This is a genomic window from Rhizobium mongolense subsp. loessense (assembly GCF_900099775.1).
Lineage (GTDB): Bacteria > Pseudomonadota > Alphaproteobacteria > Rhizobiales > Rhizobiaceae > Rhizobium > Rhizobium loessense.
Window position 1 is genome coordinate 62,451 of record NZ_FMTM01000008.1, and the last position, 21,846, is coordinate 84,296.

A 21,846-nucleotide genomic window follows, 5' to 3' on the forward strand; every position below is an offset into this window, starting at 1 on the left:
CTTATTTTATTTATTTCTAAATTATACTTTGGTATAGGTCTCCCCAACTGTATGGGAGGAGTAACGTATGCAGCGAGTTGAACCGAATAACGTCGGCACCGGAACCACGACCCGTGTTTGGTCGGTCAAGGATTTCTCCAAACGGCGCCGACTTAAGGAGGAGGAAGAGGCTCGATTGCTAAAATTGTTTGGACCATTCGCGTCCGCCAGCGAATTGCTGCACAACGCACCACGAGAGCCGCGGTGGCGGTAGGGTTCGGGACAGTCCCAGCGATCCACGCGAGTTTGAACGTCCGCGGATCGACAGCTGCCCAAATGGAGAAGGCCGCGCAATGGCGGCCTCTTTCGCCTGCGGCGTCGTTGTCTGCGAGGACGTAAACCGTGCGACCGGACAGCGCCGACAGATCCTCTGGCCAAGCCAGCCCCAAACGGGTTCAGCTTGCACTGTCAGTCGCACTGAGTTCGTCGGCATCATCGTGGACATCAATGTCCATGACGCGCCAGCCGACCCAGCCCCGGACTGCTGCCATGCGGTTGGCCGCCGAGCGCTCAAACGCGCGCTACGTGGTCAGGTTTCTTGATCATTGTGAAAGCGCGAACTTCGGCCAACGTCAGGCCCCTCGACTGCCATTGAAATGCGCATGAATCAGTGAATGCGATTGCTTATTGTCGGTGTCTGGCACGGCGATGTCCAATGAATGGCACGCTCGGGTACGCGCGCACTCCGCCATCCAAGCATCGAGAGCCGCGGTCGAGTCTTGAAGTAGGTCGGCCCTCCACCAAAATGGCGAAGCTTGTCGCCAGAGCGGCGGTCGTTGCGAATGAAGTTGGAACTTCAAGGCTCCTGATTCTCGATCGGATCAACCTTCTATCGTTACGCGATTTATTAGAAGAATATCTTGGACAGGATATTGAACCATTTAGGAAACATCATTCGGATCGGCCGATTCCCGCTGTTAGAAACATGCAATTTTATTACTGGCGGACTCGAAAAACCCACCGCGTGGCTATTCGGTGGCGAGTGGAGCAATCATAAAAGATCTGAATTTCCACCAAGATATTGAAAGGCTTGGTGAGAGCGATGGGGCTCGAACCCATGACCTACTGATTAAAAGTCAGTTGCTCTACCAGCTGAGCTACGCTCTCCCTTGACGCCTTGAACTCAAAAACAGCCCCGGCCGGAAGTGCGCGGAACATATGCAGGCGACTTATTGCGGTCAACCGAAAAATCGCCCTTTTTCGCGGCGTTAGGCATATTTCTTGCCGCGGCTCGAAAAGGTGATTGGCATTCGGTGGATTGCGGCGCTAAACATCCGCCAGATTGCAGCCGGAGAGAATGCGTGTCGATTGCCGATATTTCCCTGTTGAGCGCCCTGCTTGCGGGTGCCCTCTCCTTTCTCTCTCCCTGCGTGCTTCCCCTCGTTCCGCCCTATCTCTGCTACATGGCAGGCATATCCGTCGAGCAGTTCCGGGGCGGCAATGCTGTTGCGGTTGCGCCCGATGTTCGGCGCGGGGTGCTGTTTTCGGCGCTGTTCTTCACGCTCGGGTTCGCCACGGTCTTCGTCGCGCTCGGCGCCGGCGCTTCCAGCATCGGAATGCTGCTGCGCCAGCATTTGGATCTTCTGGCAAAGGTCGGCGGCCTCATCATCATCATCATGGGACTGAACTTCCTCGGCGTCTTCCGAATCGGGCTTTTCGCGCGCGAGGCCCGTTTCCAAAGCGGTGGCAAGCCGGCGACGCTGACCGGCGCCTATATCATGGGACTTGCCTTCGCCTTCGGCTGGACGCCCTGCATCGGGCCGGTGCTCGGCGCCATTCTGGGGGTTGCGGCATCGCGCGAGACCGTTGGCTCCGGCGCAGGGCTCCTCGCCGTCTATTCGCTCGGCCTCGCTATTCCGTTTTGGATCGCCGCCGGCTTTTCCGGTGCATTCATGAAGTTTCTGGCGCGCTTCCGCCGCCATCTCGGCACAATCGAAAAGATCATGGGGGGCTTCCTCGTGCTCACGGGGCTCGCCTTCATCTTCGGTTTCGTCAGCGATACTGCCATTTGGTTCCAGCAGACCTTTCCGATCCTGATGCGGATTGGCTAAAGGCAGCACATCATAGCCTGCCTTGCAAAGAGTAAGCCGCCGTACAGGTCGCAATCAGATCAGCCTTTCTTCCGGCTGAACCTTTCCCGCAAGGCAGTAGGAATATCCCGCAATCCGCGGCCAGGCTCGATGCCTTCGCGCATGACAACGCTGCGTAGCGGCGGAAACGCCGAGAGGATGTGGAGGCCCGCGGCGCGCAGCATCTGCACCGGCAGGAAACCCGAAAGAAGCGAGCGGTTCAGCAAATCGACGCTGACCGTTCGCGTCATGATGTCGGCGCGGCGCCTGCGGTCGAAGCGATCGCCCGAATCGGCTGGTATCGGCAGTTCGGCCCGGTCGCAGAGAATGTCCGTCAGCGCCATTATATCGCGCAGGCTGAGATTGAGGCCCTGGGCCCCGATCGGCGGGAAGACGTGCGCGGCCTCCCCGATCAGCGCCATCCGGCCCTTGCCGAAGCGGTGCGCCATCATGCCCGAAAGGGGCCAAATCTGGACGCCTTCCTCGACACTCACCTTTCCGAGCAGCGACTGCATCCGCTCTTCGACGACGTTGCTCAATTCGGCAAGCGACAATTCGAGGCCAGCGGCGGCATCCGACGGATTCTGTACCCAGACCAGGCTAGAGCGGTTGCCGCGCAAGGGCACCTGGGTAAAGGGGCCACATTCGGTGTGAAATTCCGTCGAGGTGTTCTCGTGCGGCAGCGAATGGCTGAAATTCAGTACCATGGCCGACTGCGGATAGGACCAGTTGCGTGCGCCAATGCCGGCTTTTTCCCTAAGCTTCGATTTGCGACCGTCGGCGCCAACAGCAAAATCTGCAGACAACATCTCGCCGCCCGCCAGCATAATCGAAACATTCACGCCGATATCAATGCTGTCAGCAAAAGCAGTGAAGCGCGTGATATTGCCTTCGATGGCGACCGCCGCCTCGAGCACGTCGGTCAACGCCTTGTTCGGGAAGTTGTAGCCGAAGGCGTCAAGCCCGACTTCAACCGAGCGGAACGTCGTGGTCGGTGCACGCAGCAGGCGATGTGTGCCGTCGATGATGCGCATGCTTTTCAGCGGCGCGGTCTCGGGCTTCAGTTTTTCCCAGAGCGCCAGGCGATCGAGGAAGCGGATTGACTGATCCATCAGCGCCGTCGTGCGCCGGTCCTCGGTCGCGGCGGGAGGGGCAATCAGCGCCACGCCGCGGCCGCCGCGGGCCAGTGCGATCGCAGCCACCATGCCGGCGAGACCGCCACCGATCACCGCCACTTCGAAATGTTTCATTGCATCGCTTCCGTCATCAGAGACGGCGAGCCGGCATTATGCCGCCGGCTTCGCCTGACGGCGCCAACTATAGCCCTTGCCGACCTCCGCGTCACGCACAGCCGGCTGATAATGATGGGGAATTCCGGGCAGCCGGTTCTCGGAAAGCCGCTTGATCGCCGTTTCATTGGTCACGGCGAAGCTGTCGATCCCGACGCGCAGCATCAACGGGATCTGGTCGATCAGCACATCACCTACCGCCCGCAATTCGTTGGCATAACCCAGTCGCTCGCGCAGCAGCGAAGCATGGCTGAAAGCACGGCCGTCGCTGAATGCCGGAAAAGCAACGGCGACGATATCGAGACGATCGAGGTAAGGCTCGAGCTTGCGAACGTCGTCGGCGGGCTTGATGAGCACACCAAACCCGACATCGTTGCTCTCTCCGGCCCTGGCGATCAGATCGTCGAGGCCGAGCAGAGGTTTCTGATCTTCGGTCGCTTTCACCTCATCGCTCTCGATCACCCAGGGATCGTTGGCGACGAAACCGGCTTCTCTCCAAATCTTCGTCATCATCCCCTCCTTATGCCGCTTCCGCAGCCGCGCCATAGAGCGCATCCTTGAAAGGCTGCGGACCGACGCGGCGATAAGCTGCAAGAAAGGTTTCAGACTGGTCCCGGCGGATGCCTAGATAGGTATCGACGATCGTCTCGATCGCGTCCGTCACCTTGTCCGGTTCGAACCCGCGGCCGATGATCTCGCCGATCGAGGTGTGTTCGTCGCCGGAGCCGCCAAGCGTGATCTGATAGAGTTCGGCGCCCTTCTTCTCGACGCCGAGCAGGCCAATATGGCCGACATGGTGATGCCCGCAGGCGTTGATGCAGCCTGAGATCTTGATCTTCAGTTCACCGATCTCCGCCTGACGCGCCGGATCGCCAAATCGCTTGGAAATCTCCTGGGCAACCGGAATGGAGCGCGCATTGGCGAGCGCGCAATAGTCCAGCCCCGGACAGGCAATGATATCCGTGATGAGGCCGGCATTGGCAGTTTCCAGGCCAGCCGTGACCAGGCCGCGATAGACTGCTTCCAGATCGCCCAGCGCCACGTGCGGCAGGATGAGGTTCTGTTCGTGGCTCACGCGGATTTCGTCGAAGGCATATTCCTCGGCGATTTCGGCAACGGCATCCATCTGCGCGTCAGAGGCATCACCCGGGATGCCGCCGATCGGCTTCAGTGAGATCGTCACCATGCCGTAATCGGGGTTCTTGTGGGGCGCTACATTCTGCTGCACCCAGCGGGCAAATGCCGGATCGGCCTTCTTCCAGCGGGCAAGGTTCTCCCAGCCTTCGGCGCGTTCCGGCAGCGCGGGCGGCGCGAAATAGGCGGCGATCGCCTGGACGTCCTTCTCCGGCAGCTTGAGCTCGGTATCCTTGAGCTGCACGAACTCAGCCTCGACCTGACGCGCCAGTTCCTCGGCACCGGTCTCGTGCACGAGTATCTTGATGCGCGCCTTGTACTTGTTGTCGCGGCGGCCGTGCAGATTGTAAACGCGCATGATCGCGGTCGTGTAGGACAGCAGGTCCTCTTCCGGCAGGAAGTCGCGGATCAGCTTGGCGACCATTGGCGTGCGGCCCTGGCCGCCGCCGACGTAAACGGCAAAGCCGATCTCGTCCTTGTCGTTCTTCTTCAGATGCAGGCCAATATCGTGGACCTGGATCGCCGCGCGGTCGCGCTCGGCGCCGGTGACGGCGATCTTGAACTTGCGCGGCAGGAACGAGAATTCCGGATGCACAGACGACCACTGGCGCAGGATTTCCGCATAGGGACGCGGGTCGGCGACTTCGTCCGCCGCGGCACCGGCGAAATGATCCGCCGTGACATTGCGAATGCAGTTGCCGGAGGTCTGCATGGCATGCATCTCAACCGTCGCAAGTTCGGCAAGCACATCCGGCATGTCGGAGAGCTTCGGCCAGTTGAACTGCAGGTTCTGGCGGGTCGTGAAGTGGCCGTAGCCGCGGTCGTAGGTGCGGGCGATATGGGCGAGCATGCGCATCTGACGCGAGGAGAGCGTGCCGTAGGGGATGGCGATGCGCAGCATGTAGGCATGGAGCTGCAAATAGACACCGTTCATCAGGCGCAGCGGCTTGAACGCATCCTCGGCAAGCTCACCGGACAGACGGCGCTGGACCTGGTCGCGAAACTGCTCGACGCGCTCGGCGACAAAGGCGTGGTCAAATTCGTCGTAACGGTACATCAGCTTCCTCAGACTGCAATGAATTCGGGATCGGCCGGCTTATAGCCCGGCGCATAATCCATGGTCGGGCCCTGGGCGCGGATGCGCTCGCGAAGGCGCAGTGGCCATAGAACTCCGTTGTTTTCCTGAACTTCGATGACGGCCACGTCAACGACCTTGTTGTCGGCATAGGATTTCTTGCCGATCTCTTCCAGAGCCGTCACGGCCTCGGCATGGCGGGCGACGAGCGCATTCTGCAGCGAGGTTACCCATTCGCCGCTGGCGTCAAGCCAGACGGCCACGCCGTCCGTCAGCCTGTTTGCGGTCAGAACCTTGTCGACCATGTTCAGCTCCTTGCAAATTCCGGCGCGGTCGCCTTATGGCGCACCAGTGGCTCGGACAGTTCGAAATTAGCGCCTGCGACAGCATCGCCGATAATGACCATGACCGGCCCGGTCAACTCGTCACGATGCTGCAAGTCGGGAAGATCGCGCAGAATGCCGTGCAGTAGGCGACGGTCCGCACGGCTGGCATTCTCGACGACGGCAACGGTCGTCTCGGCAGGAAGCCCAGCGCTCATCAGCCGCTCGGAGACCGAGGCTGCGACGGTACGTCCCATATAGACGGCGATCGTCGCGCCGGACACGGCAAGGCTTGCCCAATCGGGCAGCACGTCACCGGTCAGATCATGCCCGGTCGTGAAGACCAGCGACGAGGCAACGCCGCGCAGCGTCAGCGGCAGCTCGAAATCGGCCGCAGCGGCGAAAGCGGAAGTGATGCCCGGAACGACCTCGTAGCCGATGCCCGCGGCACGCAGCGCCGCCATCTCTTCCCCTGCCCGCCCATAGACCAGCGGATCGCCGGATTTCAGGCGCACGACGCGCTTGCCCTGGCGTCCAAGCTGGACAAGCAGATCGTTGATCTCTTCCTGCGATTTCGAATGGCAACCCTTGCGCTTGCCGACCGCAAGGCGCTCGGCATCGCGGCGGCCCATATCGACGATCGCCTGCGGCACCAGTGCATCGAAAACGATGACGTCGGCTTCCATCATCACGCGCTGGGCGCGCAAGGTCAGCAGATCTTCCGCTCCAGGACCGGCACCGACGAGCCAGACGCGGCCGTCAACCCTTTTCGTCGGGCGCAGGAGGCCGTTTGCGGCACGCCGCGCTTCGGGAAGATTGCCGTTTGCAACGGCGTCCGCCACTCGACCAGAGAAGAAGCGGCGCCAGAAGACCCTTCTGGCCACGCCGCGCGGAACGCAATGTTCGACGGTCCTGCGGTAGCTCGTCGCAAGATCGGCCAGGCGGCCGAGCGACGGAGAAAGCAACTGATCGACCTGCGCACGGATCATCTGGGCGAGCACCGGACCTGCACCTTCCGTGCCGATCGCAACGGCGACCGGCGCGCGATTGACGAGAGCGGGGGTGAAGAAATCGCAATAGTCCGGCTGGTCTACTGCGTTGGCCGGAATTCTGACCGCCCGGGCAGCTTCCACGACCGCGCGATCTTCGGCAGCATTGCCGGTTGCAGCAAAAACAAGAGTCGCACCGTCCACCTGCTGGGGCGAGAAAGCACCACGAACCGTTTCGATGCGATTGGAAATCAGGAACGAATGATAATCAGCCTCGGGATGGTCGGCATAAGCAACAACGCGAGCGCGCGTGTTCAGCAGGAGGCGCACCTTTGCGAAGGCCTCGTCTCCATTGCCGAAAACGGCTGCGATCCGCCCTTCCACACGGAAGAATGCGGGAAACACCGATAGCTGTTCGCTGCTGGAAGGCATTATCATTCCACTTCGAAGTTGGCCGACTATGCCTTTTAAGGTCAACGGATTGAAGAAACAGAAATTCGAAAGCCCCGCTGAGCGCGTATTCTTTTGCTCGCCTTCTCAAGGATTTGAGAAAAGTCGCCCGGTCGTTTGAAAATGCTGCTGCAGGGCATCAAAGGTGGTGACAAATGCGCAGAATCGGCGGGATCATGCATTTCGCTTCTCGGTGGCAAACGGTAAACTGCAAGAAACAGGAGAACACCATGCCGGAAAAGACGATTGCCTCCCGTCTTCTCGAAGTCATCGAGGAGCATATCCTGCCGATCACGGAACTCGGCGTTTCCGAGGGCAACAAGGTCTTCGGCGCGGCAATCCTGCGTAAATCCGACCTAGCGCTGGTCGTCGCGGAAACGAACAACGAACTCGAAAATCCGCTATGGCATGGCGAAGTCCACACACTGAAGCGCTTTTACGAGCTCTCCGACAAGCCTTCGACTAAGGAGCTCATCTTTATCTCGACGCACGAGCCCTGCAGCATGTGCATGTCGGCGATCACCTGGGCGGGTTTCGATAATTTCTATTATTTCTTCAGCCATGTGGATTCACGCGACAGCTTTGCCATCCCACATGATCTGAAGATTCTGAAGGAGGTCTTCGGCCTCGAACCAGGCGGATACCGGCGTCACAACGCGTTCTGGAACAGTTTTGCGATCGCCGATCTCATCGAAGCCGAGGACGAACCGCTGAAAACCAATCTGAAAACGCAGGCCGCCAGCATCAAGGCCCGCTACGATGCGCTGTCCGACACCTATCAGGCGTCCAAAGACGCTAATGCCATCCCGTTGAACTGAGATATCATGGAAGCTTCAAAAGATATTTCGCGCCTGATCGAGATCATGGCTGCACTGCGCGATCCGGAAACCGGCTGCCCCTGGGACACCGTCCAAACCTTCGAAACGATCAAGCCCTATACGATTGAGGAAGCCTACGAGGTCTCCGATGCGATCGAACGCAACGACATGGACGATCTTTGCGAGGAGCTTGGCGACCTGTTGCTCCAAGTCGTTTTCCATGCCCGTATGGCCGAGGAAGCCGGCGAATTCACCTTCGGCGACGTCGTCGAAGCCATCACGCGCAAGATGATCCGCCGCCATCCGCATGTCTTCGCGCGATCCGATGCAGACACGCCGGAACTCGTCAAGAAGCAGTGGGACGAGATCAAGCAGGCGGAGAAACACGAGCGTGCCGAAAGGCGCGTAAGGCGCGGCGTTTCCGAAGATTTCAAAGCAGGTTTTCTTGGCTCCGTGCAGCGGAGCTTCCCCGCGCTCACAGAAGCGCTGAAACTACAGGAACGCGCCGCAAAGGTCGGCTTCGACTGGTCGGCTCCAGAGCCCATCCTCGACAAGATCGAGGAAGAGATCGGCGAGCTTCGTGTCGCACTCAAAGAGGGCAATCACGCGAAGGTCAGCGATGAACTCGGCGATCTGATCTTCGCCATTGCGAATATCGGCCGGCATGTACAGGCCGATCCCGAGCAGGCGCTTCGCGGTACGAACACCAAATTCAGGCGGCGATTCAATCACATCGAGAAAACACTTGAAGCAGATGGCGAAACGCTGGAAGCGGCTACGCTGGAGCGCATGGAGGAAATCTGGCAGGCCGCCAAGGCGATCGAGCGGTCGGTCGCGGGGAATGACATCTCCGCGGCTAGAGCAGATTCGACTTATTCCGGGTCATAACCGGACGCTTCGAAATAATGTCGGATTCCTCGGTGGCGAACGCAGAGAGGCAATCGGCGACGACGGACCAGAGTTCATCGATGGTTCTGGCCGCGGCCCTTCTCAGGAGGGCCTTGAGCTTTGAGAAGGCCATCTCGATGGGGTTGAAGTCCGGCGAGCATGGCGGCAGGAACAGGATCTGCGCTCCGACGTTCTCGACCGCCTCGCGCACGCCGCTGATCTTGTGGGCCGGCAGGTTGTCCATGACCACGATGTCGCCAGGGCGAATTTCGGGAGCGAGCACCTGCTCTGCATAGGCGAGGAAGGCTGCACCGTTCATCGGCCCGTCGAGCACCATCGGCGCGGTCATGCCCGACAGCTCTGATCGACGAAGCGCCGGCCGGCATCCACCGACGCCGCCTCTATGACGAAGAACTCGTGACGCTCATGCGGGTGCATCACCCTGCGCTCGCCGGAAAACTCACGCTCGACCGCTTTCTGGCGCTTGAGCATATCGTGGTGAGCGTCACCGGCGTCGGGCCTGCACCTGTCGATGAGGTGCTTGCGCGGATGGGGCGAAAGCGACGGATGAAGCTGCGCGTGCCGAACTTCTTCGCGGCGGTCGAGATCGCCGCTCGCTCCGACCTCATCATGACCCTGCCGTCGAGCCTGGCACGAGCGGCCACCAACATGAGGCGCTTCGTATCGTTGCCGCCGCCCCTCGATCTTGGGAGTTTCGCGATGAGCCTCGTTTGGCACGCGCCACCAAGACGCGCCCAGGCACATCTGGTTGAGACGTGCCATTGTCACGGCGGCGATGGATATGTCATCGGTGATTGAAGTTGGAAGCTGAGGCCACAAAGCGGGCCATCTGTCGCACAACTCCTCAAACCGACTCCGTGTTCATCGAAGATGCTCTAGCGTCGAGGGTCGACGCTCATTCGTCGAATCTGCCGCCTTCGGCATAGCTGCGCGAAGGCAAAGCCGCAGGGGCCTGAAGGACGTCGCCTTTGCGGGATGGATCTGCTGAATGCCTGCCCTTTGCCACCAGCGTCCATCATACTCTCCTCACAGGCAGCCAGCCACCGGTGCGCGGCAAATGACTCACATGCCACGAGACAAGTGTCTCCTGCACCAGAGACTTGAGCGCTGGATCCCATCGACAGGCGTAGGAATGAGGGCAAGGATACAAGGCGACACCAAACAGCGCCGAACCGTCTTTTCATCCGCAACGGACACCGGGTCTCGAATTTGCCTAGAAGTGATCAGCTGTCAGGCTTTTTGCTATTCCCAGTCTTCCTTCTGCGGCTTCGGGCCGTCGCCCATGCGCCGTTCCAATTCGGCGGCTTCGCTTTCGGCGAGCCTTACATCGAGCGTCACCGTGCCGTCTTCATTGTCTTCTCGGCCGTCGACGATCGAATGTTCGTAAAGCCAGGGTAGCAGCGCCAACTTGCCCAAAGGCAGCTTAATCGTCGTCGCGGTCATCACCCCGGAAAGGCGCTTGCTGATTTCCTGCATCAGGTGATCGATGCCCTCGCCGCTGATGGCCGAAACAGCGATCACGTTTTCGGCGCCTGCAACCTTCTGCACCATCGCGTCATGCGTTTCCGGTTCGAGAAGGTCGATCTTGTTCCAGACTTCGATGATGCGTCGTGCGCCTTCGGCATCGTCGATACCGAGATCATTCAGGATGCGCATCACGTCTGCGCTCTGCGCCTGATTGTCGGCATCCGACATATCGCGGACGTGGAGGATCAGATCGGCTTCCAGCACCTCTTCGAGCGTTGCGCGGAAGGCGGCGACAAGATGCGTCGGCAGGTCGGAGATGAAGCCGACGGTGTCCGACAGGATAACAGTCCGGCCATGCGGCAGCTTCATGCGGCGAAGCGTCGGGTCGAGCGTTGCGAAGAGCATGTCCTCTGCAAGCACGCCTGCGCCGGTAATGCGGTTGAAGAGCGTCGACTTGCCGGCATTGGTGTAGCCCACCAGTGCCACGATCGGATGCGGTACCTTCTTGCGCTTGGCTCGATGCAACTGACGGGTGCGCACAACCTGCTCCAGCTCGCGCTCCAGCTTGATGATCCGATCCTGCAGCAGACGACGGTCGGCTTCGATCTGCGTTTCGCCCGGGCCGCCCATGAAGCCGCCGCCGCCGCGCTGGCGTTCAAGGTGGGTCCAGCTGCGGACCAGACGGCCCTTCTGATAGTTCAGATGCGCGAGATCAACCTGCAGCGTGCCTTCCTTCGTGGAGGCGCGGCGGCCGAAGATTTCTAGGATCAGCCCCGTGCGGTCGATGACCTTGGCATTCCACTCCTTCTCGAGATTGCGCTGCTGCACCGGCGTCAGCGGGTGATCGACGATTACCAGGCCGGAATCATCCTCATCGAGCTGCACCTTGATTTCCTCGATCTTGCCGGTGCCGAGCAGCGTGGCCGGACGCGGTTCTGAGATCGGTACGATCGCGCCGTTGACCACATCCAGATCGATTGCCTCTGCGAGACCGGTCGCTTCCTCAAGGCGGCTCTCCGGTGAGCGGGTCGCAGCTCCTTCGATGGGCGCACTCTTACTCCGCGCCTGCCTGAGCACAGGCACGACGACGGTCGCCCGCATATCATCCCGAAGTCTCTGAGCCTCCGGGATGATGGAATCATTCCTGGTATCGCGTGTCGAAATGACTGCTGACCCTGTTAGGACGCTGCTTCTTCGCTCTCGAACATCTGCATGGGCTGACCCGGCATGATCGTTGAGATCGCGTGTTTATACACGAGTTGCGAATGGCCGTCACGGCGAAGAAGAACGCAGAAATTGTCGAAAGAAGTGACAACGCCCGTGAGCTTTACGCCGTTAATGAGAAAAATTGTGAGAGAAATCTTTTGTTTGCGAACAGTATTGAGAAATAAGTCCTGCAAATTCTGAGAACGTTCCGCCATCGCGCCGCTTCTTTCTTTATTGCCGGCTTGATCTAGCCGGTGAATATTAATCAACCTCTCCTGAAAGACGGATGGTAACCCTCATCCCTTCCGTCCAGCAAATCTTGGTATCAAATCGCAATCTTTTCCGCAACGTCGAAAAATGCTTCTCGAATATTCTGCGAGATCGTACCGGGGTGACCGTTGGCGATCGTCTGCCCGTCGATGGAAACGACGGGAAAACAAATGCTTGTGGCAGCCGTGATGAACACCTCGCGTGCCGCCAGCATTTCGGCGACGGTGAAGTTCCGCTCGGCGATCCTGAGGTCAAGCTTCAACGCGACATCCATCAGCGTCGTGCGCGTGATGCCACGCAGAATGCCATGTTCGGCAGGGCGCGTGATCAAGGTGCCGTCGGCGTCGACCATCCAGACATTGGTCGCGGCACCTTCTTTCACGCAGCCGTTGGCATCGACATAGATGGCCTCCTGGGCGCCGGCTTCCTTCGCCTGCTGGCGGACCAGGGCATTCGAAAGAAGACCGACCGTCTTGATGTCAACCCGATCCCAGCGATTGTCCGGAACGGTAATCGCCTTGATGCCGTTTGCGTTTTTCTTCGCGATGACCGCAGGATCGGTGCTTTTGGCCGTGATGACCAGCGAAGGCTTGGTGCCTTCGGCCGGAAAGACATGGTCGCGGCGCGCCACGCCGCGTGTCACTTGCAGATAGAACAGGCCGTTGCGTACCTTGTTGCGGCGCGCCGTCTCACGAATCACAAGGATCATGGCCTGGCGGCTCATCGGCCAGGCGATACGCAACTCGCCAAGCGAGCGGTTCAAGCGGTCGAGATGGCGCGTGATATCAACTATGTAGCCGTGACGTATTTCGCAGACCTCGTAGACGCCGTCCGCGAACTGGTAGCCTCGGTCTTCGATATGTACCATCGCATCGGCGTGCTGCACGTAGCGGCCATTTACATAGGAAATTCTCGGCATGGAAAACCTGGATCTAAGGCAATGAGATGGAAAACCGGCGCAGAAAACTGCGCCGGAGCAATCAGACCCCGAGCGACTTCAGCTTACGGTGAAGCGCCGAGCGCTCCATCCCAACGAATTCCGCGGTGCGCGAGATATTGCCGCCAAAGCGGTTGATCTGCGCGATCAGATAATCCTTCTCGAACATCTCGCGTGCTTCGCGCAGCGGAAGCGTCATGATGTGGTAGTCGTTCTTGGCAGACACCTTGGGCAGCATGTCGCCGAGGTCCGTCGGCAGCATGTCGGCTGTGATCGGTGCATCCGGGCCATCTGAGCGTGCAAGAATCATCAGGCGTTCGATATTGTTGCGCAGCTGGCGGATGTTGCCTGGCCAGTCATGAGCCTGCAGGACCGCCATTGCATCGTCGCCGATACGGCGCAGGCGGATGCCCGCCTGCTCGGAAATCTGACGCATCAACTGATCGACAAGGAACGGGATGTCCTCCCGACGTTCCGCCAATGCCGGCACTCGCACGGGGACGACCGCGAGGCGATGGTAAAGATCCTCGCGGAACCAGCCTTCGGCGATGCGGCTTTCCAGATTGTAAGCCGTCGAAGAGATGATACGGACATCCACCTTCACGCGCTTCGATCCGCCGACGCGCTCGAACTGCTGGTCCACAAGCACGCGTAGGATCTTGTTCTGCGTCTCGCGCGGCATTTCGCCGACTTCATCAAGATAGAGTATGCCGCGGTGGGCCTCTTCCAGCGCCCCGGTCTTGCGCGCTTGGCCAGGGGAGCCTTCGGTCCCGAAGAGGGCGACTTCCATGCGGTCCGGCGTAATGTTCGCAGCATTCAAAGCCACGAACGGCCCGTTAGCGCGCGCCGACTTCTTGTGGATCATCCGCGCAACCAGCTCCTTGCCGGAGCCGGATGCGCCGAAGATCATGATGCGGCTGTTGGTCGGCGCGACCTTTTCGATCGTCTGGCGAAGCTGCGAGACCGCGACCGAAGTGCCGATCAGTTCGACGGCGTCGCCTGCGCGCCGCTTCAGCTCGGATACCTCCCGCTTCAGCTTCGAGTTTTCCAGCGCGCGTTCGGCAATCAGGATCAGGCGATCAGCCTTGAAGGGCTTTTCGATGAAATCGAAGGCGCCGCGTTTGATGGCGGAAACAGCCGTTTCGATATTGCCGTGGCCCGAAATCATGACGACCGGGATGTCGGGATGGCGCGTCTTAATCTCGTCCAGCAATGAGAGACCGTCGAGTTTGCTGCCCTGCATCCAGATATCCAGGAAAATCAGGCGCGGCGCGCGATCGGAAATCGCGGCGAGCGCGCTGTCGCTGTCATGCGCGGTACGCGTCTCGTGTCCTTCATCAGAGAGGATGCCGGAGACGATCTCGCGAATATCATGCTCATCATCGACGACGAGAATATCAGAGGCCATACACACTTTCCTTGTCATTTGACGCCGGGGCGGCGGGAACCGGCTCGAGACGCGGCAGATGCACGCGGATCATGGCCCCCCTTCCCTGGTCGAAATCGGCGGGCGCATCATGCAGTTCCAACTGCCCACCATGCTCTTCAATGATCTTCTTGACGATTGCCAGGCCAAGGCCAGTGCCCTTCTCCCGCATCGTCATGTAGGGCTCAAGGATGCTGTGCCGGTTTTCCACCGGCAGTCCCCGGCCGTTGTCGATGACGTCGACCGTGAAGCGGTCGCGGCTCTCGTCCAACGACGCCCTTACGAGAACTTTCCGTTGATCGCGCTCACCACTCGGGACAGCCTCAATGGATTCGACCGCATTCTTGATTAGGTTTCCGAATGCCTGGCCCAGCATGCGGCTGTCGAACTGGCCCTCCAGCGGTTTCTCGCCGAATTCCTGCAGGAAGCTCACATGCGTATTGCCCATCTCACGCAGGAAGATGGCATCGCGAAGAATATTGCGCAGATCGGTCTGTTCCTTCGTCGGCTTGGGCATGCGCGCAAAAGCCGAGAACTCGTCCACCATGCGGCCGATATCGCCAACCTGCCGGATAATCGTATCGGTACACTGATCGAAGACCGTGCGATCCTCCTGATTGATTTGCTTTCCGTAACGGCGCTGAATGCGCTCGGCGGAGAGCTGGATCGGCGTCAGAGGGTTCTTAATCTCATGGGCGATGCGCCTTGCCACGTCGCCCCAGGCCGTCGAGCGCTGCGCAATTACGAGATCGGTAATGTCGTCGAGGGTGATCACGTAGGAATCGCTCGTATCGCGAACTTCCTCGCGGGTGACCTGCACGCTCAGCGTTCGCACCGTTCCACCGCGCACGAGGGCAATCTGTTTGCGGAAATCACCGCGGTAGCGCGATGCGGCTTCGGTCAGCACCTGGTCGACTTCTGGAGCAATTTCATTCAACTGCTTCCCGAGCATCTCGCGCGCCGGCTGCGACATCAGCGTCTCGGCAGAACTGTTGACGATGGTGATCCGCCGGTCGCTCTCGACGCCAATCACTGCGGCGGTCACACCCGACAGCACGGCCTCGATGAAGCGGCGGCGGTCGTCGACCTCGTCCTTCGCCTCCAAAATCTCGTCACGCTGCGTGCGGATTTCCGAAATCATCTTGTTGAACGTGCGGGACAGGTTTGCAACGTCGCCATCGACCGCATGAACCGGCACGACGATATCCATGTTGCCGGACGCCACGCTGTCGGCCGCCGTGATCAGCAGGCGGATCGGGCGGACGATCCGGTCGGCAACGGCAATAGCTGTCCAGATCGCCGCAAGCAGCACGATCAGGGCAAAACCGATATAGAGAACCGCGAACGCAATCTGCAGCGAGACGCGGCCCGCCTCCATCGAGCGATATTCCGTCGCATTCTCCTCCATCATGCGCATTGCGCCCATGACCTTCGGATCGACGGCGCGCACGGTGTAGAGGAACGCGCTTGGAATCTGCTCGAGTTTGATGATGGCGCCGACAAGGTTGGTAACGCCCGGCGGAATGAGCGTCGGCTGGCCGGCGGCGGCTTTCTGCAGGGCATCCTGCGGGATCGCGGGTAACGGCTTCTCGGTCTTGATATCCGCCTGAACGATGACCGTGCCGTCGCTTTCAACTAGGAATGCGCCCAGCAGCCCGCGGCCCCGCGCCTGACGCGTCATCAACTCGCCAAAGCCCGTGCGGTCGAGGTTGTAAAGCACCCGGTTGCGTTCCAGGTCGTTCGCCATGGAGATGGTCTGGCCCTGCAGATAACTGGCGTTCTCCATCATGTAGGCCTGGCCGATATTGCGCGACGAACTGACGATGGATTGCGTGCGCAGCGCGAACCAGCGGTCGAGCCCGGCGTTCAGCGTGATACTTGCAAAGATCGCCACCAGGATCGCCGGCGTGATGGCGACGATAGAGAACAGGACGACGATCCGAATGTGCAAACGGGCAGCGGCGCGGCCGCGCGTGCGAGCTTTGAGCAACCGCGCAACTTCGCGTCCGATCAGCGCTATCAGTGCAAGCACGAAGAAGGAATTTACCACGACTGACGTGATGACGACCCGGGTCGTCGGGTCGATCGGCGTCACACCCAGCAGAATGAATAGCGTCAGCGTCGCGCAGAGCAACGCGCCGCCGGCCAGGACAAGACCCGGCAGCGCAAACAGCGCCCGGCGATCGGTAACGGTCGAGACCGTATCGCTATCTGCCGCAGGCGGTGCCGCATCCTGCTTCATAAAGTCATCACTCCAAGCGGCAGAAGCCGGTATGTCACGGTTCATCGATTGGATATGATCGCCATGCATGCAAAGCCCCCGGCGTCTCAGCCTTCTGCTGAAACGGCGCCGGACAGCCTGAAACATGAGCTTCAGCAGCCTCAATGCGATGGCGAAGTCCAAACCCTATGCGTGACCTTTAAGCAACGCATTGTGGCGAAAATGCAACGCGGCCCACAGCCTGTCAAGCTGTTCGAGAGCTTCTGTAAACGGAGACGCCGAGTTCGCGGATCTTTTTGCGCAGCGTATTGCGGTTGAGTCCGAGCAAATCCGCCGCTTTGATCTGGTTGCCGCGCGTGGCCGTCAATGCGGCGAGGATCAGCGGATATTCCAGTTCCGTCAGCACCCGGTCGTAAAGGCCCGGAGGCGGCAGATTATCGCCGAAACTTGCGAAATAAGTCCGCATGTTTTCTTCGACTGCCTGGGCAATCGACATCGATCCCGCACGGATCGGCCCCTTGTCGATCGGGCTGTCCGGTACGTCGGAACGAAGCTCGGATTCGATTATCTCTCGGGTGATCACATCCTGTGGATAAAGTGCCACCAAGCGGCGGATAAGGTTCTCCAACTCGCGCACGTTGCCCGGCCATGCGTAGGCCTTCATCAGCTCGATTGCTTCCTGGTCAAACCGCTTGGTACCGAGCCCTTCCTTTTCGGCCTGCTGGATGAAGTGCCGAACCAGGTCCGGAATATCCTCGGCGCGGTCGCGCAACGGCGGAAGCCGCAGCGGCACGACGTTCAAGCGGTAATAGAGGTCCTCGCGGAAGAGCCCCTGGTTGATCGCCTGCTTCAGATCCTTGTTGGTCGCTGCGACGATGCGGACGTCCGTGCGGATCGGCGTACGCCCGCCGACAGTCGTATATTCGCCCTGCTGCAGGACGCGCAAAAGACGCGTTTGTGCGTCCATCGGCATATCGCCGATTTCATCGAGGAAGAGCGTGCCGCCTTCGGCCTGCTCGAAGCGGCCGGTGGAACGGGTCTGAGCCCCGGTAAAGGCGCCCTTTTCGTGGCCGAAGAGCTCGGATTCGATGAGGTCACGAGGGATGGCCGCCATGTTGATCGCCACAAACGGTCCGTTGCGGCGCTTGCCGTAATCGTGCAGCGCGCGGGCCACAAGCTCTTTGCCGGTGCCGGATTCGCCCGTGATCATCAGCGTCAGGTCGGTCTGCATCAGGCGGGCGAGGACGCGATAGATTTCCTGCATGGCCGCGGAACGGCCGACAAGCGGCATGCCGTCCTGCATGTCTTCGTCGAGCTTTGCTGGCTTCTTCTTCGGCTCCGCGAGCGCGCGACCGATAATCCCGATGAGTTCAGTCAGGTCGAAGGGCTTTGGAAGATAGTCGTAAGCGCCCTTCTCAGAGGCTTTGATGGCCGTCATGAAGGTGTTCTGCGCGCTCATGACGAGCACCGGCAACTCGGGACGAGCCTTCTTGATTCTCGGCAGCAGATCGAAGGCATTCTCGTCCGGCATCACCACGTCAGTCACGACCAGATCGCCCTCGCCAGCCGAAACCCAGCGCCAGAGCGTGGCGGCATTGGAGGTGATGCGAACATCATAACCTGCACGGCTGAGCGCCTGGTTTAGCACGGTACGGATGGCCGCGTCATCATCCGCGACGAGGATCGTTGCTGTCATCGAGAAGTTCCTGTTGGGTTTGCAATTGCCGCATCATCGGCCGAAGCATCCTTGGAAGCCGGCATAAGGACGCGGAACGTCGTCTTGTTGTTCTGGCTGTCGCATTCGATGATGCCGCCGTGATCGCCGATGATCTTGGCCACAAGTGCAAGGCCGAGGCCGCTGCCGTTCGTCTTCGTGGTGATGAACGGATCGAAGAGATGCGGCAGCAAGTCGGACGGCACGCCGGGACCGTTGTCCTGCACGCAGAACTCCAGCGGCAGAGAGATTTTCTCGCGCGTTCCGGCGACAGAAAGGCGGATGCCGGGGCGATAGGCCGTCGTCAGCATGATCTCGCCGTCCTGCCGGTCTCCGACTGCTTCGGCTGCATTCTTCACGAGGTTGAGGAAGACCTGCACGAGTTGATCGCGGTTGGCGTAAACTGCTGGCAGCGACGGGTCGTAGTTCTCGGTGATGCGGATGTGCCGGGCAAAGCCTGCCTTTGCCACCGCCTTCACATGGTCGAGCACCGAATGGATGTTGACGGGCAGACGATCGACAGGGCGTTCGTCTGAGAAGACCTCCATGCGATCGACCAGCGATACGATGCGGTCGGTCTCGTCGCAGATGAGCCTCGTCAGCGCGCGGTCCTCATCGACGACCGACTGCTCGAGAAGCTGGGCGGCTCCACGAATGCCGGAGAGCGGATTCTTGATTTCGTGGGCGAGCATGGATGCAAGGCCCGTCACCGACCGGGCGGCCGCTCGGTGCGTCAGCTGACGGTCGATCTTGTCGGCCATCGAACGCTCCTGGAACACCACGACGACGGAGCCGGGCTCGCTGATCACCGGCGCGACGTAGATATCGACCAACTTGTCCTGGCCAAGACGGGGCGAACTCAGGTCGACGCGGTATTCATTGACCGGCGCCCTGCGCTCCCGCACCTGATCGATGAGGGCCAGTAGTGGGCTTCCAAACGGAATGAAGGTGGAAATCTTGTAGCGGGCGAGGTGCGACGCGCTGGCGCCGAAAAACGATTCCGCCTCCCAATTCGCGAAGGCGATCAAGCCCGCCTCGTCGACCATCACCACGGGATTCTGGATCGCGTTCAGCACTGCCATCGCAACGCCACCGGTATGATCGGCTTGAACCTTGTCCATCATGCCGCCTCCCGGCTTCTTGAAATTTCCACACCGGCCGCCAGCGCATCGCGAAGGCGCGAGACAACTTCTGCCCGTGTATGCGATGTCATGATTGCCGCCTTCTGCGAAACCGGCAGCAACGGTGCGAAACGCTCCAGATACCAGCCCAAGTGTTTGCGGGCATGGCGGATAGCCATCGCTTCGCCATAGAAATCCAGCATCATTTCGTAGTGCTCGACCACAATATCCGGAATTTTCTCCGGCGACGGCGCGGCTGCGCCAGCCAGCACGCCTGCATGCCATGGCCGCCCCTGACAACCCCGACCGATCATCACCGCATCAGCGCCCGAGCGGCGAAGGATCTCCTGCGCATCTGCCTGTGTGTCGACATCGCCGTTTGCGATCAGTGGAACCGAAATTGCGTTTCGAACGGCGCGGATCGCGTCCCAATCCGCCTTGCCTTCGTAAAACTGCATGCGCGTGCGGCCATGAATGGTGATCAGCTTTACCCCTGCATCTTCGGCACGCTTGGCGATCTCTGGTGCATTAATCGAATTGTCGTCCCAGCCGAGCCGCATCTTCAGCGTCACCGGAATATCGACCGCCTTCACGGTTGCCTCGATAAGGCTCAGCGCATGATCCGGATCGCGCATCAGCGCCGAGCCGGAATACCCGCCGATCACCTTCTTGGCCGGGCAACCCATGTTGATGTCTATGATGTCGGCGCCGCTATCGGCGGCGATCTTGGCCGCCAGCGCCATCCAATGCGCCTCACGGCCGGCGAGCTGCACCATATGCGGCCTGAAGCCGGCAGCCCTCAGGCGAGACCATGATTCGGCCGTGTTGTTCACGAGCTCCCTGCTCGCTACCATCTCGGTTACAACAAGGCCCGCGCCGTGGCGCCAGGCGAGTTGCCTGAAAGGCATGTCGGTGACGCCGGACATCGGCGCCAGCACAACGCGGTTGCGCACGGAGACATTTCCGATCTGCAAGGGCGCCGCAAGATTTATAGGATGCAATTGATTATCTTTCAGGCACACGATACTGCTGCACTATTTTTAGCCATACTAAAGGGGCTTGCCAAGAGGCTTCGGTGAGAATTGATATTTTTTGGGCAGATGCTGGAAAGCAAACTGCGAAGGCGATAGAGCAGTCATGCCGCTTTCCGCACATTTTTAGGGATTTATGCCGCAAATGCATTCGAAGCAACCGATCTCGGCTGGAATTGTCATCGTTGCCGCCGGCCGCGGCGAGCGGGCGGGCTCGCTCGAGGAAGGTCCGAAGCAATACCGCTTGATCGGCGGAAAGCCGGTTATCACGCATACGCTTGAAAACTTCATGACATGGGAGCACGCCGCCCAAATCGTCGTCGTCACCCATCCTGACGACGACGCGCTGGTCGCAAAGGCATTTAGCGAAGTGTTGTCCGCCACGCCGATCGAAGCCGTTCACGGCGGTGCGACGCGACAGCAGTCTGTTCTCGCCGGACTGAGGCACCTGAAAAACAAAGGCATTACGCATGTCCTCATTCATGACGCCGTTCGCCCCTTCTTCGACCACCAGCTTCTCGATCGCATTGCCGATGCCTTGGCCGGCGGTGCGCCGGCGGTCCTGCCCGCAATGCCTGTTGCCGACACGCTGAAGCGGGCTGACAGTACGGGCACGGTTCTGGAAACGGTGTCGCGCGAGCATCTTTTCGCAGCCCAGACGCCGCAATCTTTCGTCTACGACACCATCCTCTCGGCGCATGAAAGGGCAAGCGAGATCGGCCGCACGGATTTCACAGACGATGCATCAATCGCCGAATGGGCGGGGATTCCCGTGACGATCGTCGAAGGTGCTGCCGACAACGTGAAACTGACGGTCAAACGGGATATCGCCCTTGCCGACGACCGGCTTTCGTCGTCGCATCTGCCCGACGTGCGCACCGGCAACGGCTACGATGTGCATCAATTGGAAGCCGGCGATGGGGTCACGCTCTGCGGCGTCTTCATCCCGCACGACCAGCGGCTCAAGGGCCATTCGGATGCGGACGTCGCGCTGCATGCCCTGACGGACGCGCTGCTTGCGACCTGCGGCGCAGGCGATATCGGCGATCACTTCCCGCCTTCGGATCCACAATGGAAGGGGGCCGCGTCGCGCATCTTCCTCGAACATGCGGCGAAGATCGTGCGCGATCGCGGCGGCACGATCATGAATGCCGACGTCTCGCTGATTGCCGAAGCGCCGAAAGTCGGCCCGCACCGCGACGCGATGCGGACCAATCTCTCCGAATTTCTGGGTATCTCGATCGACCGCTGCTCAGTGAAGGCCACGACGAACGAGACGATCGGCTTTGTCGGCCGCCGCGAGGGCATTGCGGCGATCGCAACCGTGACCGTCGTCTATCGCGGAGCAAAGGGGTAAA

Annotated in this window: 18 protein-coding genes, 1 tRNA gene and 2 pseudogenes; 6 read left to right on the plus strand and 15 right to left on the minus strand. The window is 60.2% G+C overall.

Going from position 1 to position 21,846, the window contains the following annotated elements; all coding sequences use genetic code 11:
* Nucleotides 1-67 precede the first annotated feature (67 nt).
* Entirely contained in the window at nucleotides 68-253 is a 186-nt protein-coding gene (locus tag BLP23_RS34680) for a hypothetical protein (protein WP_092587117.1), read from the plus strand.
* An 817-nt stretch (nucleotides 254-1,070) separates the two neighbouring features.
* On the opposite strand, the gene BLP23_RS23115 is transcribed toward BLP23_RS34680, so the two are convergent.
* Nucleotides 1,071-1,146 (minus strand) — tRNA-Lys (locus tag BLP23_RS23115).
* A gap of 194 nt (nucleotides 1,147-1,340) precedes the next feature.
* On the opposite strand from BLP23_RS23115, the gene BLP23_RS23120 reads away from it, so the two are divergent.
* The gene (locus BLP23_RS23120; RefSeq protein ID WP_092587119.1) at nucleotides 1,341-2,090 is read left to right on the plus strand and encodes a cytochrome c biogenesis CcdA family protein; all 750 of its coding nucleotides are present in this window, start codon (nucleotides 1,341-1,343) and stop codon (nucleotides 2,088-2,090) included.
* A gap of 59 nt (nucleotides 2,091-2,149) precedes the next feature.
* Here BLP23_RS23120 and BLP23_RS23125 read toward each other — a convergent pair whose 3' ends face one another.
* From BLP23_RS23125 to cysG, 5 genes are read right to left on the minus strand one after another with little or no spacing between them, the layout of a single operon-like run.
* Entirely contained in the window at nucleotides 2,150-3,358 is a 1,209-nt protein-coding gene (locus BLP23_RS23125) for a UbiH/UbiF family hydroxylase (protein WP_092587120.1), read from the minus strand.
* A gap of 36 nt (nucleotides 3,359-3,394) precedes the next feature.
* The gene (locus tag BLP23_RS23130) at nucleotides 3,395-3,907 is read right to left on the minus strand and encodes a DUF934 domain-containing protein (protein WP_092587340.1); all 513 of its coding nucleotides are present in this window, start codon (nucleotides 3,905-3,907) and stop codon (nucleotides 3,395-3,397) included.
* Nucleotides 3,908-3,917: 10 nt separating this feature from the next.
* On the minus strand, nucleotides 3,918-5,588 hold the full coding sequence (locus tag BLP23_RS23135; RefSeq protein ID WP_092587121.1) for a nitrite/sulfite reductase: 1,671 nt from the start codon (nucleotides 5,586-5,588) through the stop codon (nucleotides 3,918-3,920).
* A gap of 8 nt (nucleotides 5,589-5,596) precedes the next feature.
* Entirely contained in the window at nucleotides 5,597-5,911 is a 315-nt protein-coding gene (locus BLP23_RS23140) for a DUF2849 domain-containing protein (RefSeq protein WP_092587122.1), read from the minus strand.
* A 2-nt stretch (nucleotides 5,912-5,913) separates the two neighbouring features.
* Nucleotides 5,914-7,350 (minus strand): siroheme synthase CysG, encoded by a 1,437-nt coding sequence (gene cysG, locus BLP23_RS23145; RefSeq protein WP_092587123.1) that lies wholly within the window; start codon nucleotides 7,348-7,350, stop codon nucleotides 5,914-5,916.
* A gap of 248 nt (nucleotides 7,351-7,598) precedes the next feature.
* Here cysG and BLP23_RS23150 point away from each other — a divergent pair, with 248 nt between their 5' ends.
* Complete coding sequence (locus BLP23_RS23150; protein ID WP_092587341.1) at nucleotides 7,599-8,186, plus strand: nucleoside deaminase; 588 nt, start codon at nucleotides 7,599-7,601, stop codon at nucleotides 8,184-8,186.
* Between the two features lie 6 nt (nucleotides 8,187-8,192).
* Nucleotides 8,193-9,074 (plus strand): nucleoside triphosphate pyrophosphohydrolase, encoded by an 882-nt coding sequence (gene mazG / locus BLP23_RS23155; protein WP_092587124.1) that lies wholly within the window; start codon nucleotides 8,193-8,195, stop codon nucleotides 9,072-9,074.
* On the opposite strand, the pseudogene BLP23_RS23160 reads toward mazG, so the two are convergent.
* Nucleotides 9,059-9,432: pseudogene (locus BLP23_RS23160) on the minus strand (transposase); the annotation flags it as partial. The gene mazG and the pseudogene BLP23_RS23160 sit on opposite strands and share 16 nt — an antisense overlap.
* Before the next feature lie 2 nt (nucleotides 9,433-9,434).
* On the opposite strand from BLP23_RS23160, the pseudogene BLP23_RS23165 reads away from it, so the two are divergent.
* Nucleotides 9,435-9,906 (plus strand): annotated as a pseudogene (locus BLP23_RS23165) (LysR substrate-binding domain-containing protein); the annotation flags it as partial.
* 431 nt (nucleotides 9,907-10,337) lie between these two features.
* Here BLP23_RS23165 and hflX read toward each other — a convergent pair.
* From hflX to dusB, 8 genes are all read right to left on the minus strand, one after another.
* Entirely contained in the window at nucleotides 10,338-11,663 is a 1,326-nt protein-coding gene (gene hflX, locus BLP23_RS23170; RefSeq protein ID WP_092587126.1) for a GTPase HflX, read from the minus strand.
* Nucleotides 11,664-11,740: 77 nt separating this feature from the next.
* Nucleotides 11,741-11,983 carry an RNA chaperone Hfq gene (gene hfq / locus BLP23_RS23175; protein WP_003539403.1) on the minus strand — a complete coding sequence of 81 codons (243 nt, stop codon included), beginning with the start codon at nucleotides 11,981-11,983 and terminating at the stop codon, nucleotides 11,741-11,743.
* Between the two features lie 110 nt (nucleotides 11,984-12,093).
* Nucleotides 12,094-12,957, minus strand: coding sequence for a D-amino-acid transaminase (locus BLP23_RS23180; RefSeq protein WP_092587127.1), 864 nt, complete (start codon nucleotides 12,955-12,957; stop codon nucleotides 12,094-12,096).
* 61 nt (nucleotides 12,958-13,018) lie between these two features.
* The gene (gene ntrX / locus BLP23_RS23185) at nucleotides 13,019-14,383 is read right to left on the minus strand and encodes a nitrogen assimilation response regulator NtrX (protein ID WP_022715522.1); all 1,365 of its coding nucleotides are present in this window, start codon (nucleotides 14,381-14,383) and stop codon (nucleotides 13,019-13,021) included.
* Entirely contained in the window at nucleotides 14,373-16,643 is a 2,271-nt protein-coding gene (locus BLP23_RS23190; RefSeq protein ID WP_092587342.1) for a sensor histidine kinase NtrY-like, read from the minus strand. Before BLP23_RS23190 ends, ntrX begins: the two co-directional genes overlap by 11 nt.
* Nucleotides 16,644-16,866: 223 nt before the next feature.
* A complete protein-coding gene (gene ntrC / locus BLP23_RS23195) occupies nucleotides 16,867-18,318 on the minus strand; it encodes a nitrogen regulation protein NR(I) (RefSeq protein ID WP_092587128.1) in 1,452 nt (483 codons plus the stop codon).
* Nucleotides 18,315-19,460, minus strand: coding sequence for a two-component system sensor histidine kinase NtrB (locus tag BLP23_RS23200; protein ID WP_092587129.1), 1,146 nt, complete (start codon nucleotides 19,458-19,460; stop codon nucleotides 18,315-18,317). The genes ntrC and BLP23_RS23200 overlap by 4 nt, the downstream gene beginning before the upstream one ends.
* Nucleotides 19,457-20,479, minus strand: a complete 1,023-nt coding sequence (dusB, locus tag BLP23_RS23205) for a tRNA dihydrouridine synthase DusB (protein ID WP_208603186.1) — start codon at nucleotides 20,477-20,479, stop codon at nucleotides 19,457-19,459. Before dusB ends, BLP23_RS23200 begins: the two co-directional genes overlap by 4 nt.
* A 145-nt stretch (nucleotides 20,480-20,624) precedes the next feature.
* Here dusB and BLP23_RS23210 point away from each other — a divergent pair, with 145 nt between their 5' ends.
* On the plus strand, nucleotides 20,625-21,845 hold the full coding sequence (locus BLP23_RS23210; protein WP_092587131.1) for a bifunctional 2-C-methyl-D-erythritol 4-phosphate cytidylyltransferase/2-C-methyl-D-erythritol 2,4-cyclodiphosphate synthase: 1,221 nt from the start codon (nucleotides 20,625-20,627) through the stop codon (nucleotides 21,843-21,845).
* The last annotated feature ends 1 nt before the right edge of the window (nucleotide 21,846 follow it).